The following is a 16,913-nucleotide window of genomic DNA, read 5'->3' on the forward strand; positions in this document are numbered from 1 at the left end:
CAGTTTAGCCGCGGCCTGCCAGCGACATGATCTTGGCGCGCAGCATCTTCGCCATATTGCGGGTGTTGCGGTACATGTGAAGCTGGGTGACCGCCTGGCGGACATCGCGGTCGCCGTTCTGGTTAAGGCCGATGACCAGCGTTCCCATGTCCTCGCGTTCCTTCCAGAAGCGGCTCATGATCGGATGATCGGGGATGGCGCAGGAATCCGAGCGGACGATGTTGGCGTCGTCGAGATGCCATTCCGTCAGTTCACCCATCAGCAGCTTGCCGGGCGAAAAGCGGGCGAACTCCTCGTCATAGGCCGTCTTCCAGGTATAGGCTTCGCCGCCCATCATCAGCACGACGATCGCGGCGATCGCCTTGCCGTTGAAGTCGATCGTATGGATACGCACGGCGTCGATGGCGGCGAGATTGGAAACGGCTTCGCGGGCGAAGGCGGTGTGATAGCGGTCGGTGACGAGCGCGCTGCGCTTCTTGCCCTTCCAGCCGCCGGCTTCCATCGCCAGGAATTCTTCGAAACGCATATGCACGTCGCGCGGCTGGCGGGCGACGCTGTAGGTCACGGTGCCCTTGTCCTCGAGCAGGCGCCATTGGCGGCGCATCTCGCGCATGTGCGAGGAGGAGACGGAGCTTGCGAGATAGGCGACGGCATCTTCCTCGCTCTCCAGCATTGGGCGCTCGAAGGGATTGGTGATTGTCAGCGGCAGGTTGCGGCCGAGAGCGACGGCCTTCACCAGCCGGGCGAAGATGCCGTTGAGCCTCAGATCAGGCAGCACGAGGATCTGCGGCAGTCGCAGGTCGCGGGCCGTCAGGCCTTCGAACAGGTTATCGAGCGTCTCGGCGGCATCCTCGGCATCGACGAGCGGAGTGCCGAGCGGCGCAAAGCTGTTCGACCAACCGCGGATGATCGAGGGGCCGACGGCAAAGCCCGGCTTCTCGACGGAGAAGGGCATCAGGAAGCGCATGCGGCTGCGGTTGCTGGCGGTGTCGCGCATCAGGGCGAAGCTCACCTGCCTGTCGTCGAGGCGCGGCATGGCGGGCGCCAGGAAGCGGCCGGTGAAGAAGACGTTCGGCTCGATCGCGCGGTTCGAAAGGAAGTCGAGCTCGTCCTGCAGCTCATAGCCAAGCTTGCCGGGATAGACGCAGAGCTCGCGGCCGGCGCGGCCGACCTCGACGCGGGCTTCCGCCTGCGGTCCGTCGAAATTCAAGGAGGCGAGCTCATGGACCATGCGGTTCGTCGTGGCGTCCGTGGACTCGGTATTCGGAGGAGTGCGCACCATCAATGGGCCTTCCTGTCTGCCTGCGCCGTTGCCGGGCGGCTGAATGCAAAGAGAACGATGCCGAGCGTGCGCCGCACGGCGATGTGGAGAAGTGTCGCCTCGACAGCCATGGCCGATGCCGTGGCGATCGCGGTGCCGACGGTTCCGAGGTGAGGGATGAGGGTCAGGTTGAGCGTGATGTTTGCCGTCAGCGCGCCGGCATAGAGGGCGGCGCAGAGGTTCTGCTTGCCCGCCATCATCAGCAGCGTTTCGGCCGGGCCGACCAGCGCCTTGGCGAGGATGCCGGCAAGCAGGATCGCCATCAGCACATAACCGGCAGTGAAGGCGCCGCCGAAGAGCGAGAGAAGCAGATGGCCGGCGGCCAGGACGCAGAGGCCGATACCGAGCGCCGGCCAGAAGGTCCAGCGGGCGGCATCGGCAGCAGCAACGGCAAGCTCGGCCCGGGTGCCGCCCGCGATGATGCTGGAGAAGCGGGGGCCGGATGCCGCCTTCACCGAGAACATGATGAACTGCACCAGCGCCATGGTCTTGGCGGCGGCGAAATAGATCGCGACGTCATGCGGCTCGAGGAAGATGCCAACGATGACGACGTCGGAATTGGTGAGCAGGAAGCTCGCACCCTCGATCAGGAAGATCGGGAAGGCGACGCTGAGCCAGGCGATGAAATCCACCTTGCGCTGGCCGGTGTCGTAGTGGCGGCGCAGGCGCAGCAGCGTTGCCACATACTGACCGAGCGCCGTGACATAGGTTGCGAGCAGGGCGGACTGCATCGCAACGACCGCCGTATGCTCGGCGCCCATGGCGTTGGCGATCAGCATGAAGAGGATGATCAGGATCGGTCGGACGATGTAGACCGGGCTCAGCGCCATGACCGGCCAATGGTTGGCGCGCGAGGTGCCTTCCAGGATATCGCCGAGCGCGATCATCGGCAGCGCGAGCAGGCCGAGGAAGCCGGGGATCAGATAGTAGATCTCGATCTTGTCGCCGAAGAAATGCAGGCCAACCATGCCCGCGACCATCAGCAGCGAGCCGGAGAGGATGGCGAAGATGCGGGCGGTCCCCGTCAGGCCGCGGATTTCCTCGAAGGCGCCGGATGCCTTGTATTGCGGCAGGAAGCGGACGATCGCGGTGTGGAAGCCGAGGCAGGAGAGATCGCCGAAGAGAACGATCAGCACCCAGATGAAGACGAAGATGCCATATTCCCACTCGCCCATCAGGCGCGCCAGGATGATCTGGGAAACGAAGGCGAGGGCGGCGCTCAGAATGCGGATTGCGAAAGCGGTCAGCGCCATGCGCTGGGCGGCCGCCTTGCCGTCACGTTCGGTCAGGACGGCAGCGAGCATGCGTAGAAGACGGCTGCCGGCCGGACGCAAGCTGGCGGGCAGCATTCTTTCAGCTGTTTCAATGACTGCCATAATGAACACGCACAACTCAGAACTCAGGCAAATCGTGTTCTCAGTCTTGCCAGATCAGGGTTAAGAAACGGTTGTGCTGGCGGCGCGTGCTCAACAGTGAAGTTGCTTGATCCACAAAAGAAAATGCCGCCCGGAGGCGGCATTTTCATCATCTTTTTCAGTCAATCAAGCTTCGGCAAAAGCGCCGTGGCAATGCTTGAACTTCTTGCCCGAACCGCAGGGGCAGGGCTCATTGCGGCCGACCTTGCCCCAGGTCGAGGGATCGTTCGGATCGCGGTTTTCAGGCGCGACGATCACTTCGGATGCCTGGTAAATCGGCGCGAAATCGTTCTCGCCGGTGTCGGGATCCAGGTGCTGGGCCTGCATGACCGGAAGCTCCGGCTCGGCCGGTGCCTGCTGGACCAGCTCGACGCGCATAAGCTGCGCGGTAACCGCCTGGCGGAGGTTGTTCAGCAGCGACTGGAACAGCTCGAAGGCTTCGGACTTGTATTCCTGCAGCGGGTCGCGTTGCGCGTAGCCGCGGAAGCCGATGACCGAACGCAGGTGGTCGAGGTTGACGATGTGCTCGCGCCACAGGTGGTCGAGCGTCTGCATCAGGATCGAGCGCTCGACATAGCGCATGATGTCGTCGCCGAAACGCTCGGCCTTCTCGGTGAAGGCGGCGTTTGCAGCTTCGGTGATGCGCTCGCGGATATCGTCTTCGCCGATACCCTCTTCCTTGGCCCAGTCTTCGATCGGCAGGTCGAGGTTGAGAAGGTTTGCCACCTGTTCCTTGAGACCGGCAGCATCCCACTGTTCGGCGTAGGCGCGTTCCGGAATGTGCTTGTCGACGAGGTCTTCGATGACTTCGCGGCGCATATCCGAAACGGTCTCGGCAATGTTGGCGGCTTCCATCAGCTCCAGGCGCTGGTCGAAGATGACCTTGCGCTGGTCGTTGAGAACGTCGTCATACTTGAGCAGGTTCTTGCGGATGTCGAAGTTGCGGGCTTCGACCTTCTTCTGCGCGCGTTCGAGAGCCTTGTTGATCCAGGGATGGACGATTGCCTCGCCTTCCTTGAGGCCGAGCTTCGTCAGCATGCCGTCCATACGGTCGGAGCCGAAGATGCGCATCAGGTCGTCCTGGAGCGACAGGTAGAACTTCGAGCGGCCCGGGTCGCCCTGACGGCCGGAACGGCCGCGCAGCTGGTTGTCGATACGGCGGCTTTCGTGGCGTTCCGTTGCGATGACGTAGAGACCGCCGGCGGCAAGCGCCTTTTCCTTCAGCTGCTTGATCTCGGCACGGATCGCCTCGACCTTGGCATCATATTCGGGACCGTGCTCGACGCCTTCTAACTCGCGCTCGACACGCATTTCGAGGTTGCCGCCGAGCTGAATGTCGGTACCGCGGCCGGCCATGTTGGTGGCGATCGTCACAGCGCCGGGAACACCGGCCTGGGCGACGATATAGGCTTCCTGCTCATGGTAGCGGGCGTTCAGAACCTGGAAGTCCTTGAAGCCCTGCTTGCGCATCAGGTCGGCGAGCAGTTCGGACTTTTCGATCGAGGTGGTGCCGACGAGAACCGGCTGGCCGCGCTTCTGCGCGTCAGCGATCTCGGCGATGATCGCCTTGTACTTCTCTTCGAAGGTCCGGTAGACCTCGTCGTCTTCGTCGATACGCTGGATCGGCAGGTTGGTCGGCACTTCGACGACCTCGAGGCCGTAGATGTTGCCGAATTCTTCCGCTTCCGTCTGCGCCGTACCGGTCATGCCGGCGAGCTTGCCGTACATGCGGAAGTAGTTCTGGAAGGTGATCTGCGCCAGCGTCTGGTTTTCCGGCTGGATCTTGACCTTTTCCTTGGCTTCGAGCGCCTGGTGCTGGCCTTCCGAATAACGGCGGCCCGGCATCATGCGGCCGGTGAACTCGTCGATGATGACGATCTCGTCGTTACGGACGATGTAGTCCTTGTCGCGCTGGAACAGCTTGTGGGCCTTCAGCGCGTTGTTGACGTGATGGACGATCGCGACGTTTTCGATGTCGTAGAGCGAAGCGCCCTTGAGCAGGCCGGCCTGCTTCAGGAGACCTTCGAGCTTTTCCGTGCCTTCTTCGGAGAAGTTGGCGGAACGCTGCTTCTCGTCGATTTCATAATCGCCGTCGGAGAGCAGCGGGATGAAAGCGTCGATCGTGTTGTAGAGATCGGAGCGGTCATCGAGCGGGCCGGAAATGATCAGCGGCGTGCGGGCTTCGTCGACCAGGATCGAGTCCACTTCGTCGACGATCGCGAAGTTGTGGCCGCGCTGGACCATCTGCGCCTTCTCATACTTCATGTTATCGCGAAGATAATCGAAGCCGAGCTCGTTGTTGGTGGCGTAGGTGATGTCGCAGTTATAGGCGGCTGCGCGTTCCTCGTCGGAAAGACCGTGGACGATGACGCCCGTGGTGAGGCCGAGGAAGCCGTAGACCTTGCCCATGGTCGCCGCGTCGCGCTGCGCCAGGTAGTCGTTGACGGTGACGACGTGCACGCCCTTGCCGGAAAGCGCGTTCAGATAGACCGGCAGGGTTGCGACCAGCGTCTTACCTTCGCCGGTCTTCATCTCGGCGATGTCGCCGGAGTGAAGGATCATGCCGCCGACGAGCTGTACGTCAAAAGGTCGCATGCCGAGAACGCGGCGCGAGGCCTCGCGAACCACGGCAAAAGCCGGGATCAGGATGTCGTCGAGCGTCTTGCCATCTGCCAGCTGCTTGCGGAACTCGACCGTCTGTGCGGCGAGCTGCTCGTCGCTCAAGGCCTTCGTCTTTTCTTCGATGGCGCTGATTGCTGCGACTTTCGGCTGGAAAGACCGCACGCGGCGGTCATTGGCAGAGCCAAATATCTTGCGGGCGATGCCGCCAAAGCTGACCATATGACTGGCCCTTTCTCATATTCTTCCCCGGCTTTTCTTATGCGCGCACCCAGCCGAAATTCAGGCGCACGCCTCGAAACGCCAGGAAACTGTTCTGGACGCGAGGTTGCGTGACAGATAAGAGGGGGGTCGAATGATGTCAACGGATTTGGCTGATATAGAAAGGCCACATTCCAGTGTTGAACGCTGTTTTAGGCTGGATTCACACGTGATGCTGAAGCCGGTGGTGTAACTCTGAAAGGTTATTTGATGTTGAGCTACAACAAACTTGCCGTGATGGCGGTCGCGACCTTCGTTGCGTTCCATGCGCCGGTCTACGCTGAAGACAAGCCGGACGCCGTCATCGCCAAGGTTGGCAACCTGGAAATTCATCAGTCGGAACTCGATCTGGCGATCGCCAATTTGGACCCGCAGCTCGCTCAGCTGCCGGACGATCAGAAGAAGGTCGCTGCCCTTTCTGCTGCCATCGATGTGAAGCTGCTGGCCGGCGACGCCGCCGCCGAAAAGCTCGACCAGACCGAAGAATTCAAGAAGCGCATGCAGTATCTTTCCGATCGCGAGCTGCACAATGCCTACTTCAAGAAGCACGTTGTCGACACCGTCACCGACGACGAAGTGAAGGCACGCTACGACAAGGAAGTCGCAGCCCTGCCGAAGCAGGAAGAAGTTCACGCCCGCCACATCCTGGTCAAGACCGAGGATGAAGCCAAGGACGTCATCAAGCAGCTCGACGCCGGCAAGGATTTTGCTGAACTCGCGAAGGAAAAGTCCACGGACCCGAACAAGGCTGACGGCGGCGATCTCGGCTATTTCACCAAGGGCCGCATGGTCAAGGAATTCGAAGACGCAGCCTTCGCGCTCGAAAAGGGCACCTACTCCAAGACCCCGGTGAAGACCGATTTCGGTTACCACGTCATCAAGGTCGAAGATAAGCGCGATGCACCGCCGCCGCCGTTCGACCAGGTCAAGGACCAGGTTCGTCAGCTCGTCATGCGCGACAAGTATCTTGCCCTTCTCGCCTCGGCGAAGGAAAAGTCCAAGGTCGACATCATGGACGAAACCCTTCGCAAGGGTTACGAGGATGCCAACAAGCAGCCGGCGCCAGGCGATGAGCCCGCCGTTCAGCCGCAGCAGTAATCATCATTCGGGCCCGGTTCTTCCGGGCCCTTCACTATCAGGCAGGTCCATCACAATGTCCGGTTCCGTTTCTCCGCTCGCCCCGAAGACCTTCGCATCCATGCCCGCGCTTCGCGGTGTGCGCATGGCGACCGCTGCTGCCGGGATCAAGTACAAGAACCGAACCGACGTACTGATGATGGTGTTCGACAAGCCGGCTTCGGTCGCGGGCGTCTTTACCCGCTCGAAGTGCCCGTCGGCGCCCGTCGATTTCTGCCGCAGCAACCTGCCGCACGGGGTTGCGCGCGCCGTCGTCGTCAATTCCGGCAATGCCAATGCCTTCACCGGCCTCAAGGGCCGCGCCGCCACTGAGCTGACGGCGAAGTCCGCCGCGGCTGCCGTCGGCTGCGGCGAGAACGAGGTGTACCTCGCCTCGACCGGTGTTATCGGCGAGCCGCTGGACGCGACCAAGTTTTCTGGTGTTCTCGATGCCATGCATCGCGATGCGACCGGTGATTTCTGGTTCGAGGCAGCCAAGGCGATCATGACCACGGACACCTATCCGAAGGTCGCGACGCGCAGCGCCGAAATCGGCGGCGTCAAGGTGACGATCAACGGGATCGCCAAGGGCGCCGGGATGATCGCGCCCGACATGGCGACGATGCTCTCCTTCGTCGTAACCGATGCCGATATCGCTCCGGCCGCGCTGCAGGCGATGCTGTCGGAAGGCGTCGGCCCGACTTTCAACTCGATGACCGTCGATAGCGACACCTCGACATCCGATACGCTGATGCTGTTTGCAACCGGCGCCGCAGCGGTTGACGGTCAGGCGCGCGTCGAGCGCGCCGACGATGCCCGTCTCGCGACCTTCCGCGTCGCGCTCAACGAAGTGCTCAAGGATCTGGCGCTGCAGGTCTGCCGCGACGGCGAAGGCGCGACCAAGATGCTCGAAATCACCGTGACCGGCGCCGAGAGCGATGCGGCGGCCAAGCGGATCGCGCTTTCGATCGCCAATTCGCCGCTGGTCAAGACGGCGGCTGCCGGCGAGGACGCCAACTGGGGCCGTATCGTCATGGCTGTCGGCAAGGCCGGCGAAATGGCGGATCGCGACCGTCTGGCGATCTGGTTCGGCGATGTGCGCGTTGCCGTCAACGGCGAGCGCGACCCCGGCTACTCGGAAGAGGCTGCGTCGAACGTCATGAAACAGCAGGATATTCCGGTTAAAGTCGACATCGGTCTCGGTAAAGGTCAGGCAACGGTCTGGACCTGCGACCTCACTAAGGAGTATGTGGCGATCAACGGTGACTACCGGAGCTGATCGTTCATTGACTGAGACTTCTTCAAAGACGGCAAACTTGCCGCTCGTTCGCAGGCTGGAAGCAGTTGGTTTCCGGGCGTGGCCCGCTTCGTCCGTGCAGTATGACGGCAGCTGGCAGGTACGGCTGACGGCGGGTCATCCCTCGAACCGTCTGAATTCCATCGTGCCCCTCGATCCGTCCGATCATCGCGATATTGAGATCCGCCTGGAAAAGGCGAGCAGGAAGTTCGAAGCCTATGGTCGTCCGGCCGTGCTGCGGCAGACGCCGCTCTGCACGCCGCTGCTCGTCGACCTGGTCGCCGAGCAGAACTGGACGCATTTCGACGAGACGATCGTCATGACCTGCGATCTGACGCAGGCCGATCTTCCAGATACCCTCGACCATCTGCCGACGCACGATATCGGCCGCTTCGTCGATGCCAATCTCTCGACCGACCAGGTCTCGCCGCGGCTGAAGGCGGCGCTGGCCGAAGTGATCAACGCGATTAAGCCGCCGTCCGGCCTGTTCATGATCGAGGATCCGGCATCGGGGCCGCTGGCGACGGTTCTTTGCGTGCAGGACAACGATCTGGCCGGCATCATGTCGCTGTCGGTCGCCCGGGAGCGCCGGCGCGAAGGTCTCGGTCTCGAAATTCTGACATCGGCTCTTCGCTGGGCGCGTATGCGCAGTGCCCGCACCGGCTGGCTTCAGGTCAAGGCCGATAACGCGCCGGCTCTTGCACTCTACGACCGCCTCGGCTTCCGTGAAGCCTATCGCTACAGCTACTGGCGTAAGGCGCTCTGACGATGAGCGATGCCGGCAAGAAAATTCTCCTGGTTGCTGCCTGCGCGCTGATCGATTCCGACGGGCGCATTCTTCTGGCGCAGCGGCCGGAAGGAAAATCGCTTGCCGGTCTTTGGGAATTTCCGGGTGGCAAGGTCGAGCCGGGCGAGACGCCGGAAGAGTGCCTGGTGCGCGAGCTCGAAGAGGAGCTTGGCATCAAGACCAAGGTCGCCTGCCTGGCGCCGCTGACATTTGCCAGCCACAGCTACGACACATTTCATCTGCTGATGCCGCTTTATGTCTGCCGCCGCTATGAGGGCATGCCGCAAAGCCGGGAAGGGCAGGCGCTGAAATGGGTCAAGCCCATGCAATTGCGTGATTATCCCATGCCGCCGGCCGACGAGCCGCTGATCCCGATGCTGCAGGATCTACTTTAGGGATTTCTCACTATTTGCTTTCACGGACGGTTTTTGTCTGTGGATATTAATCGATCGTTTAACACCTTCTGCCAAAGATCGGCCTCAATCAAGCAACTGGCGTGTGTGTATGAAGGCTTGACGCATGGTCGACGACGATTTCTGGAAAGCGGTTAGAGAAAAACAGCAAGGCTCGAATGCTTCACGCAGGACGGGCGCGCTCAATCTTGCCTTGCTCTTCGGCACCGCCGCCGTGGCGCTCACCCTCATCCTCACCCCGATGCTGGCCGACAAGTCGAAGTCGAGCGTTTTCGCAAGCGTTCCCTCCGACTTCGACAACATCACCACCGGCTCGATCCCCAAGACCGAGAACGGCAAGCGTTACACGATCCGCCGCAGCGTGCTCCAGGAAACTCCGGGCTCCGTCTGCGTCGTTCAGGGATACGGCTCGGGGCCGGCTGCTGATGGAAGATCAAATGGCTGATGCGCCGCTTTCTGCGGGAAGGGTTGGGATGATGCGTTCTCTGAAGGCCTTGATCGCCGACATCCGCGGCGCAACTGCTGTTGAGTATGGTCTTCTGGCCGCGCTGATCTCGGTCGGCATCATCGCCGGTGTCGGCACCTTCGGCAACAATCTTCAGAACACGTTCACGAGCGTCAGCAATACGCTCGCCTCGCACAGCCAGTAAGCTTCGGCTCTACTGCTTCAGCTTGTGCTCTTCGACCCGGAGAGCATCGGCGAGACGCGCCTTGGCCGATCCCGGCTGCAAAGGTTTCTGCTGGCTCTCGTGTGGAGCCCATCCCGAGACATAGATGATCGAGAATGTCGCGCGGATCCGGCCGTCCGGATCGGAATAGCGCTCGGCATAGATTTCGGCGGCACGCAGGAAGAAAGCGCGCGAAAGCGGCTTGCGGCTGCGCGCGGCGAGCGGGTTCGCCATGCCCATGGCGCGCAGATCCTTCATCAGCGGAAAGATCGAGTCGTAGCGCACTGTATAGCTCTCGGCATCGATGACCGGCAGCGAGAAGCCGGCGCGCTGCAACAGGCTGCCGACATCGCGGACATCGGCGAAGGGAATGACGCGAGGGCTGGCGCCGCCGGTCATTTCGGCTTCGGTAGCAAGCAGCACGTCACGGAGTTCCTGTAGCGTGCCCGTGCCGGGGATAGCCGCAAGAAAAAGGCCGTCGGGCTTCAATGCGCGGCGGATCTGGATGAAGACGCCGGGCGTGTCGTTGGTCAGGTGTAGGCTGAGCGGGGCAATGATGAGGTTGGCCGATTGCGGCTCGAGCGGGACGTCTTCGAGGGGGGCGACGAAGGCGACCTCTCCCTCGGCGCCATAGGCTGCCTCTGCTTCGACGCGGTCTAATTGACCGATCTTGCCGAGCGCCAGCGCTGCCTTTGCCGCCGTGCCGGTCGCGCCATGCAGCTCGACGGCGCGATCGAACTGCCGCTCCACGACGGAGAGCCGTTCGGCAAGTTCGGTTGCGGCGATGTCGAGAAGGAAGGCGGCGTTGTGGTCGCTGTTCTTCAGCGCCCGGTGGCGGTGGGCAGCGATCGCGGCTCTATCGAAAATGATATCCATGGCGATGTGCATAGTCCCGTCACCGGCAGGCGGCAAGACGGATTTTCCTTTTGGCCGGAAGCGGCTACTCTCGCTCCATGGGGGCAATCGATTTCGGCAAAGCAGCGCGGTCAGGCTGGGCGCATCTTGCGCGGCCCTTCCATGCGCTTGCCGACCTCGTCTATCCGCCGGCCTGCGCTGCCTGCGGTACGATGACATCAGGGCATCGCGGGCTTTGCGCCGAATGCTGGTCGGGCGTGCTCTTCATCGAGAGGCCCTATTGCGAGGTGCTGGGGTCGCCATTCTCTCACGATCTCGGAGGCGGTATCCTGAGTGCGCAGGCGATTGCCGACCCGCCACCCTTCGATCGTCTGCGCTCTGCCGCCGTTCACGACGAGGCGGTCCGCAATCTGGTGCATGGGCTGAAATATCGCGACCGCGTCGATCTTGCGCCGATGATGGCGGGCTGGATGCTGCGGGCGAGCGATGGTGCCGTCGAAGCCTGCGATGCGATCATTCCTGTCCCGCTGCACCGGTCGCGGATGCTGTCGCGCAAGTTCAACCAGGCGGCGGAGCTTGCGCGGCATCTGGGCCACGTCTCGGGCAAGCCGTTGCTTCCCGCCACCTTGCTGCGCGTCAAGCGAACGGAACAGCAGGTGGGGCTCGGGGCGAGGGCGCGTGAGGAGAATGTGCGCGGGGCCTTCGCGATCGCACGTGGGCGGGAAAACGATCTTTTCGGCAAACGGATCGTGCTTGTCGATGATGTCTACACGACCGGCGCGACAGTGGCCGCGGCAACGCGCGTCTTGCGCAAGGCAGGCGCCTCCGACATCACTGTTTTGACCTTTGCAAGGGCTCTGCAAGAACCTATATGACAAGGAGAAAACAGGCCCGTCTGGAGACCGGAATATGGTACCCGTTACGATCTATACACGGCAGTTCTGCGGCTATTGCGCCCGCGCCAAGTCCCTGCTCGAAGAGAAGGGTGTCGATTACGTCGAGCATGATGCGACGTTTTCGCCCGATCTGCGCCAGGAGATGATCGGCAAGTCGAACGGCCGCACGACCTTCCCGCAGATTTTCATCGGCAGTGAGCATGTCGGCGGTTGCGACGATCTCTTCGCGCTTGATCGCGCCGGCAAGCTCGATCCGATGCTGGCGGCCTGAGGGTAGCACCATGGTCTTCAAGGCAGCAGCCGTTCAGATGTGCTCAGGCGTCGATCCGGCGCGCAATGCCGTGTCGATGGCGCGGCTTGTCCGCGAGGCCGCCGCTCAGGGCGCGACCTATGTCCAGACGCCCGAAATGACCGGGATGCTGCAGCGTGACCGCGCGGCTGCCAAAGCGGTGTTGCGCGGTGAAGCCGACGATATCATCGTGCGGACCGCTTCGGAGCTTGCGGCCGAGCTCGGCATCCATATGCATGTCGGCTCGACGGCGATCGCGCTCGACGATGGCAAGATGGCCAATCGCGGCTTTTTATTCGGCCCCGATGGCAAGGTCCTGAACCGCTACGACAAGATCCACATGTTCGATGTGGATCTAGACAACGGCGAGAGCTGGCGTGAAAGCGCCGCCTACCGGCCTGGCTCGGAAGCCCGTGTCGTGTCGCTGCCATTTGTGGAGATGGGTTTCACCATCTGCTACGACGTCCGTTTCCCGGCGCTTTTCCGGGCACAGGCGGTTGCCGGTGCCGAAGTGATGACGGTTCCTGCCGCCTTCACGAGGCAGACCGGCGAAGCGCATTGGGAAATCCTGCTGAGGGCCCGCGCCATCGAGAACGGCGTCTTCGTTATCGCAGCCGCGCAGGCCGGCGTGCATGAGGACGGGCGCGAGACCTTCGGTCATTCGATGATCATTGATCCCTGGGGCCGGGTTCTGACATCTGCCGGGGGCACCGGCGAGGCCGTTATTCTGGCGGAGATCGATCTGGCTGCCGTGAAAGCTGCGCATGACAAGATCCCGAACCTGAAGAACGGCCGGGAATTCTCGATCGAGAAGATACCGGGGGCGGTGAAGGGAGGCGTTGCCGCTTGATCCGCTATTCCCTCAGTTGCGAGAATGCCCACGAGTTCGAAGGCTGGTTTTCCGAGAGCGCCGATTTCGATAGGCAGGTAGCGTCCGGTTTCCTGACCTGCCCCGTCTGCCATTCGGGCTCGATCTCGAAGGTGCTCATGGCGCCGTCCGTCTCCACCGCACGCAAGAAGGACGAGATCAAGACCGTCGCCATGGACGCGATGCGCCGTGAGGCATTTCAGAAGCTCAAGGATGCCGTTGCTCAGGTGAAGGCGAATTCCGAGGATGTCGGGACGCGATTTCCTGAGGAGGCGCGTAAGATCCACTACGGCGAAGCCGATGCGCGCGGCATTATCGGCCAGGCAACGGCCAACGAGGCCCAGGAGCTGATCGAGGAGGGCATCGAGATCGCTGCCCTGCCCGTCCTACCTGACGATGTGAACTGACATGCAGTCCGCGCGCCTCGCCTTTTACAATTTCGGGCTTCATGTGGCGCCGGCTGATAGTGAGGCGGTTCGCGGCTTCATGCTGCGCGAACCCGCAAATTTCGAAGCAGCGACGCGAGCGCAGGGCTTCCTGGGGCGTTCGGGTTATCCGGGCGTACCCGGTACGCGAAGCTGGGGCGTTCAGGTTTTTCCGAGATATATCGAAGGCAGCGGCTTCACCACCGCGCCGTCCTCATTGTCGCTCTGGGCCGATATCGAGTCCTTGATGGCCTTCAGCTATAACGGCGTGCATGCCGACGCGTTGAAGAATGCCCGGGCCTGGAATGCCCGGCAGAGCTGGCCGCCGCTGGTTTTGTGGTGGGTCTCGGCCACCCATCGGCCAGACTGGCAGGAGGGCGCCTCGCGGCTTGAATATCTCGACGATCACGGACCGAGCGCGCATGCGTTCAACTTCAAGCAGCCTTATGGTCCTGACGGCGAGGAAATCACCATCGACCGCGAACGGGTGAAGGAGGTTGCTGCCCAAAACGCCACGCGCCAGCAGGATCTCTTGGAACTCGTGAGTAAATTGAAGGTCTGATTGCTCAGGCCGGGCGCTTTGCTAGCAGCATGTAATTCACGTCCATGTCCTTCGACAGATTCCATTGGTTGGCCAGAGGATTGAAGAAGACGCCGGTGCGGTCGATGACTTCGAGGCCAGAGGCGGTCATCGGCGCTTCCAGTTCTTCGGGACGAACCAGCTTTTCATATTGATGCGTGCCGCGCGGCAGCCAGCGCAGGATGTTTTCGGCCGCGAAGATCGCGAGCGCGGCGGCCTTCATCGTGCGGTTGATGGTGGCGACGAACATCATGCCGCCGGGGCGGACCATCCTGGAGCAGGTCGACATGAAGAATTCGACGTCGGCGACGTGCTCAACGACTTCCATGTTCAGGACGATATCGAAGGTCTCGCCGGCTTCGGCGAGCTGTTCGGCCGTGACAGGACGGTAATCGACGGAAACGCCCGACGCCTTCGCATGGGTGGAGGCGATGCCGATATTCTTTTCGGAGGGGTCGGCGCCGACGACGGTGGCGCCCATCCGCGCAACCGGCTCGGACAGCAGGCCGCCGCCGCAGCCGATGTCGAGGACGCGCAGGCCTTCCAGCGGCTTCGGGCTTTTCGGGTCGAGCCCGAAATTCTCGGCTGCCTTGTCGCGGATATAGGTCAGCCGCACCGGGTTGAACTTGTGCAGCGGCTTGAACTTGCCGGTCGGGCTCCACCACTCAGCCGCCATCGCCGAGAAGCGGTCCACTTCGCTCTGGTCGATCGTGCTCTTTGCGGCTTCGCTCATTGGTCTGCTCCTTGCGTCAGTCATGAGTGAAGTCGGACGATCGGCGGCATAAGTCAAGGGGCGGGAAGCCGCGGGACAGAGAGCCGCGCCTCCAGGGCCGCAGCCATCGACAGCACGTTTTCATCCGCAAAGCGGCGGCCGACGATCTGCAGGCCGACGGGCAGGCCGTTCGATGCGAGGCCGACGGGAAGCGACAGGGCGGGAAGCTGCGGCAGCATGTTGAAGGGACAGGTCATGTCGAGACCGACGAAGCGACCATCCGGGCCGGTCGCGACATAATCGTCATCGCATTCGGTGACCAGCGGGGCGGTAACGGCGCAGGTCGGGCAGAGCAGTGCGTCGTAATTTTCAAAGAGGGCGGCCATGTCGCGCCACATGCGGGTGCGCAGCAGCTCGACGCGCTTGTAGGCGGTGGCGTTCATCGCCAGCCCGCGATCGATCATCGAAACGACGGCCGGATCCATCTTGTCGCGATAGGTCTCGATCGTCTCACCGAAGAAGCCGGACATGAAGACGCACCAGAGGTCGAACCATTCGTCGTTGACGGCGCGTGTCCATTGCATAGGCACTTCATCGACCGTTGCCCCGGCGCGGCGCAGCTCGTCGGCCGCCTGGCGGACAAGCCGTTCGACTTCGGGTTCGACCTGATAATAGCCGAGATCGACCGACAGGGCGAAGCGCTTGCCTGCGAGGCTGCCGTTGCGGGCAACGTGCGAGACGAAGCCAACAGGCAGCGACGAGATGTCCTCGTCGCTCGGTCCGCAGGTCGCTTCCATGAAGGAGACGGCATCGCCGACGGTGCGGGCGAGCGGGCCGAAATGCGAGATGTTATCGAAGACGCTCGGCAGGATGGTCATCGGGATGCGGCCGATGCTGGCCTTGAGGCCGACCGTGCCGCTCAAGGCCGCGGGTATGCGGACCGAGCCGCCCATATCCGTACCCTCGGCGAAGGGCACGACGCCGGTTGCGACTGCAACGGCAGAGCCGCCGGAGGAGCCGCCGGAGGTGCACTCCGGGTTCCATGGGTTGCGGGTGATGCCCCAGCGCGGGCTATGGGTGAAGCTGGCATAGGCGAATTCCGGGGTCGTCGTCTTGCCCATGAGGATGCCGCCGGCATCCTGGAGACGGCGGACGACGAGGGCGGTCTCGTCGGGGATCCGGTCACCCTGGGTCCAGGAGCCGAGGGTCGTCAGGTCTCCCTTGGTGGGGGTCATGTCCTTGGCAGCGAAGGGGACGCCGTGAAGGGGGGCTGTCGCTTCGCCGCGCGCTGCGCTACGGTCCGCGGCCTGGGCGGCTTCCAGCGCCTGTTCCTCGCGGATCACCGTGAAAGGGTTGAGGGTCGAATTGACGGCCCTGGCGCGTCGGATGGATTCGGCAACGACTGATACCGACGAGAAACGCCCTTCGCGAATGCCGCGGGCGATCTCCGTTGCCGGGAGGTCGAGCGGATGGGAGGCGGATTGTTCGGCCGCGTTCTTGGTCATGTCTGCGTGTTCCATCGGGGTCATTGCATTTCGCTTTGAAAGAGTGCTTGCTGTGCCGGAAGCCGTCTACGGCTTTTCATTGCCAGGACAATTCATGAATTCCGTTTCGAGACCAACTTCCCAGATGCCGTCCTTCGACGTCTGGAATGCTGCTCTCGCGCAGGCTGCGAACGCCATCGGTTCGCGGGCCTTTCCGGATGCGCTTGCCGCAGCGCTCAGGCTGCTGGCGCCGTTCCAGATGATGAACGGCTTCATCTATTCGCCCGATGGCCATGCCTTCGATCTCTATAACGAGAAGATCGTTGCCGAGCGGTCGCTGATCGTCGACCGGTATCTGGCAGGTGCCTTCGTGCTCGATCCCTTCTATGACGCGATCCGTGCCGATGGCGGCGCGCGGATGATCGTGATGCGCGAGATCGCGCCCGACGATTTTGCGCAGACCGAATATTTCCGCCTGCACTACGCGACGACCGAGATCATCGACGAGATCGGTTTCGTTCTGGCGCTCGAGACCGGCTATATCGCCGTGCTGTCCCTGTCGCGCACCGGCAATGCGGCGCTGTTTTCCGAAGAGGACCTGCAGCGGCTGCGTTCGGCCGCATTGCTCGTCTGTGCGCTTGGAAGCCGTCACTGGTTTCATGTCTCGGGCTTGTCGCTGGAGATCAAGAATGCCACTCCAGCCGCACGGATCGAACATCCGCTGCTGACCAAGCGTGAACTCGAGATCGTGACGCTGATCCTCAAAGGACATTCCAACCTCTCGCTTGCCGCCGTTCTCGAGCTTTCGCCCAACACCGTGAAGGTGCATCGCCGGCAGATCTACTCGAAACTCAACATTTCCAGCCAGGCCGAACTCTTCCGCCTGTTCCTGGCTTAGCCCGGCCGT

At 62.3% G+C, this 16,913-nt stretch carries 18 protein-coding genes; 12 read left to right on the top strand and 6 right to left on the bottom strand.

Features of this window, described 5'->3' with window-relative positions; genetic code table 11:
- Positions 1-4: 4 nt before the first annotated feature.
- The 3 genes from F2982_RS11550 to secA form a co-directional block, all read right to left on the bottom strand.
- The gene (locus tag F2982_RS11550) at positions 5-1,282 is read right to left on the bottom strand and encodes a GNAT family N-acetyltransferase (RefSeq protein WP_203427911.1); all 1,278 of its coding nucleotides are present in this window, start codon (positions 1,280-1,282) and stop codon (positions 5-7) included.
- Positions 1,282-2,697: a lipopolysaccharide biosynthesis protein gene (locus F2982_RS11555; protein ID WP_130284199.1), complete on the bottom strand. Its 1,416-nt coding sequence runs from the start codon at positions 2,695-2,697 to the stop codon at positions 1,282-1,284. The genes F2982_RS11550 and F2982_RS11555 overlap by 1 nt, the downstream gene beginning before the upstream one ends.
- Before the next feature lie 165 nt (positions 2,698-2,862).
- Complete coding sequence (secA, locus tag F2982_RS11560; protein ID WP_112720241.1) at positions 2,863-5,577, bottom strand: preprotein translocase subunit SecA; 2,715 nt, start codon at positions 5,575-5,577, stop codon at positions 2,863-2,865.
- 249 nt (positions 5,578-5,826) lie between these two features.
- Here secA and F2982_RS11565 point away from each other — a divergent pair, with 249 nt between their 5' ends.
- From F2982_RS11565 to F2982_RS11590, 6 genes are all read left to right on the top strand, one after another.
- Positions 5,827-6,714: a peptidylprolyl isomerase gene (locus F2982_RS11565; RefSeq protein WP_112720242.1), complete on the top strand. Its 888-nt coding sequence runs from the start codon at positions 5,827-5,829 to the stop codon at positions 6,712-6,714.
- A 55-nt stretch (positions 6,715-6,769) separates the two neighbouring features.
- Positions 6,770-8,011, top strand: a complete 1,242-nt coding sequence (argJ, locus tag F2982_RS11570) for a bifunctional glutamate N-acetyltransferase/amino-acid acetyltransferase ArgJ (RefSeq protein ID WP_203427912.1) — start codon at positions 6,770-6,772, stop codon at positions 8,009-8,011.
- The gene (locus F2982_RS11575; protein WP_112720244.1) at positions 7,980-8,795 is read left to right on the top strand and encodes a GNAT family N-acetyltransferase; all 816 of its coding nucleotides are present in this window, start codon (positions 7,980-7,982) and stop codon (positions 8,793-8,795) included. Before argJ ends, F2982_RS11575 begins: the two co-directional genes overlap by 32 nt.
- A gap of 2 nt (positions 8,796-8,797) precedes the next feature.
- The gene (gene mutT, locus F2982_RS11580) at positions 8,798-9,211 is read left to right on the top strand and encodes an 8-oxo-dGTP diphosphatase MutT (RefSeq protein ID WP_203427913.1); all 414 of its coding nucleotides are present in this window, start codon (positions 8,798-8,800) and stop codon (positions 9,209-9,211) included.
- 124 nt (positions 9,212-9,335) lie between these two features.
- Positions 9,336-9,674: a hypothetical protein gene (locus tag F2982_RS11585; RefSeq protein ID WP_203427914.1), complete on the top strand. Its 339-nt coding sequence runs from the start codon at positions 9,336-9,338 to the stop codon at positions 9,672-9,674.
- A complete protein-coding gene (locus tag F2982_RS11590) occupies positions 9,667-9,879 on the top strand; it encodes a Flp family type IVb pilin (protein ID WP_348652504.1) in 213 nt (70 codons plus the stop codon). Before F2982_RS11585 ends, F2982_RS11590 begins: the two co-directional genes overlap by 8 nt.
- A 9-nt stretch (positions 9,880-9,888) precedes the next feature.
- Here F2982_RS11590 and F2982_RS11595 read toward each other — a convergent pair whose 3' ends face one another.
- Positions 9,889-10,773 carry a methyltransferase domain-containing protein gene (locus tag F2982_RS11595; RefSeq protein WP_203427915.1) on the bottom strand — a complete coding sequence of 295 codons (885 nt, stop codon included), beginning with the start codon at positions 10,771-10,773 and terminating at the stop codon, positions 9,889-9,891.
- A gap of 77 nt (positions 10,774-10,850) precedes the next feature.
- Here F2982_RS11595 and F2982_RS11600 point away from each other — a divergent pair, with 77 nt between their 5' ends.
- Genes F2982_RS11600 through F2982_RS11620 form a run of 5 tightly spaced genes read left to right on the top strand, consistent with a single transcriptional unit; the run spans position 10,851 to position 13,792 of the window.
- Positions 10,851-11,627 carry a ComF family protein gene (locus tag F2982_RS11600; RefSeq protein WP_203427916.1) on the top strand — a complete coding sequence of 259 codons (777 nt, stop codon included), beginning with the start codon at positions 10,851-10,853 and terminating at the stop codon, positions 11,625-11,627.
- 34 nt (positions 11,628-11,661) lie between these two features.
- Positions 11,662-11,919 carry a glutaredoxin 3 gene (grxC, locus tag F2982_RS11605; protein ID WP_112720248.1) on the top strand — a complete coding sequence of 86 codons (258 nt, stop codon included), beginning with the start codon at positions 11,662-11,664 and terminating at the stop codon, positions 11,917-11,919.
- A 10-nt stretch (positions 11,920-11,929) separates the two neighbouring features.
- Complete coding sequence (locus tag F2982_RS11610) at positions 11,930-12,787, top strand: carbon-nitrogen hydrolase family protein (RefSeq protein ID WP_203427917.1); 858 nt, start codon at positions 11,930-11,932, stop codon at positions 12,785-12,787.
- The gene (locus F2982_RS11615) at positions 12,784-13,212 is read left to right on the top strand and encodes a DUF1178 family protein (RefSeq protein ID WP_130284187.1); all 429 of its coding nucleotides are present in this window, start codon (positions 12,784-12,786) and stop codon (positions 13,210-13,212) included. Before F2982_RS11610 ends, F2982_RS11615 begins: the two co-directional genes overlap by 4 nt.
- A gap of 1 nt (position 13,213) precedes the next feature.
- Positions 13,214-13,792: a DUF3291 domain-containing protein gene (locus F2982_RS11620; protein ID WP_199627801.1), complete on the top strand. Its 579-nt coding sequence runs from the start codon at positions 13,214-13,216 to the stop codon at positions 13,790-13,792.
- A gap of 4 nt (positions 13,793-13,796) precedes the next feature.
- Here the strand turns inward: F2982_RS11620 and ubiG are convergent, their stop codons facing one another.
- Both ubiG and F2982_RS11630 read right to left on the bottom strand, forming a co-directional pair.
- Positions 13,797-14,543 (bottom strand): bifunctional 2-polyprenyl-6-hydroxyphenol methylase/3-demethylubiquinol 3-O-methyltransferase UbiG, encoded by a 747-nt coding sequence (gene ubiG, locus F2982_RS11625; protein WP_199627800.1) that lies wholly within the window; start codon positions 14,541-14,543, stop codon positions 13,797-13,799.
- A gap of 53 nt (positions 14,544-14,596) precedes the next feature.
- Positions 14,597-16,027, bottom strand: coding sequence for an amidase (locus F2982_RS11630; protein WP_203427918.1), 1,431 nt, complete (start codon positions 16,025-16,027; stop codon positions 14,597-14,599).
- 94 nt (positions 16,028-16,121) lie between these two features.
- On the opposite strand from F2982_RS11630, the gene F2982_RS11635 reads away from it, so the two are divergent.
- Positions 16,122-16,904: a helix-turn-helix transcriptional regulator gene (locus F2982_RS11635; RefSeq protein ID WP_203427919.1), complete on the top strand. Its 783-nt coding sequence runs from the start codon at positions 16,122-16,124 to the stop codon at positions 16,902-16,904.
- The last annotated feature ends 9 nt before the right edge of the window (positions 16,905-16,913 follow it).

The sequence above is a fragment of the Rhizobium sp. BG4 genome, from assembly GCF_016864575.1.
GTDB lineage: Bacteria > Pseudomonadota > Alphaproteobacteria > Rhizobiales > Rhizobiaceae > Rhizobium.

Excerpts from the sequence above, each read along its gene's own strand:
- F2982_RS11575 (WP_112720244.1), top strand. The coding sequence starts at position 7,980 with ATGTGGCGATCAACGGTGACTACCGGAGCTGATCGTTCATTGACTGAG.
- argJ (WP_203427912.1), top strand. The coding sequence starts at position 6,770 with ATGTCCGGTTCCGTTTCTCCGCTCGCCCCGAAGACCTTCGCATCCATG.
- F2982_RS11565 (WP_112720242.1), top strand. The coding sequence starts at position 5,827 with ATGTTGAGCTACAACAAACTTGCCGTGATGGCGGTCGCGACCTTCGTT.
- F2982_RS11630 (WP_203427918.1), bottom strand. The coding sequence starts at position 16,027 with ATGACCAAGAACGCGGCCGAACAATCCGCCTCCCATCCGCTCGACCTC.
- grxC (WP_112720248.1), top strand. The coding sequence starts at position 11,662 with ATGGTACCCGTTACGATCTATACACGGCAGTTCTGCGGCTATTGCGCC.
- secA (WP_112720241.1), bottom strand. The coding sequence starts at position 5,577 with ATGGTCAGCTTTGGCGGCATCGCCCGCAAGATATTTGGCTCTGCCAAT.
- ubiG (WP_199627800.1), bottom strand. The coding sequence starts at position 14,543 with ATGAGCGAAGCCGCAAAGAGCACGATCGACCAGAGCGAAGTGGACCGC.
- F2982_RS11585 (WP_203427914.1), top strand. The coding sequence starts at position 9,336 with ATGGTCGACGACGATTTCTGGAAAGCGGTTAGAGAAAAACAGCAAGGC.
- F2982_RS11620 (WP_199627801.1), top strand. The coding sequence starts at position 13,214 with ATGCAGTCCGCGCGCCTCGCCTTTTACAATTTCGGGCTTCATGTGGCG.
- F2982_RS11590 (WP_348652504.1), top strand. The coding sequence starts at position 9,667 with ATGGCTGATGCGCCGCTTTCTGCGGGAAGGGTTGGGATGATGCGTTCT.
- F2982_RS11555 (WP_130284199.1), bottom strand. The coding sequence starts at position 2,697 with ATGGCAGTCATTGAAACAGCTGAAAGAATGCTGCCCGCCAGCTTGCGT.
- F2982_RS11550 (WP_203427911.1), bottom strand. The coding sequence starts at position 1,282 with ATGGTGCGCACTCCTCCGAATACCGAGTCCACGGACGCCACGACGAAC.
- F2982_RS11635 (WP_203427919.1), top strand. The coding sequence starts at position 16,122 with ATGAATTCCGTTTCGAGACCAACTTCCCAGATGCCGTCCTTCGACGTC.
- mutT (WP_203427913.1), top strand. The coding sequence starts at position 8,798 with ATGAGCGATGCCGGCAAGAAAATTCTCCTGGTTGCTGCCTGCGCGCTG.
- F2982_RS11595 (WP_203427915.1), bottom strand. The coding sequence starts at position 10,773 with ATGGATATCATTTTCGATAGAGCCGCGATCGCTGCCCACCGCCACCGG.
- F2982_RS11600 (WP_203427916.1), top strand. The coding sequence starts at position 10,851 with ATGGGGGCAATCGATTTCGGCAAAGCAGCGCGGTCAGGCTGGGCGCAT.
- F2982_RS11610 (WP_203427917.1), top strand. The coding sequence starts at position 11,930 with ATGGTCTTCAAGGCAGCAGCCGTTCAGATGTGCTCAGGCGTCGATCCG.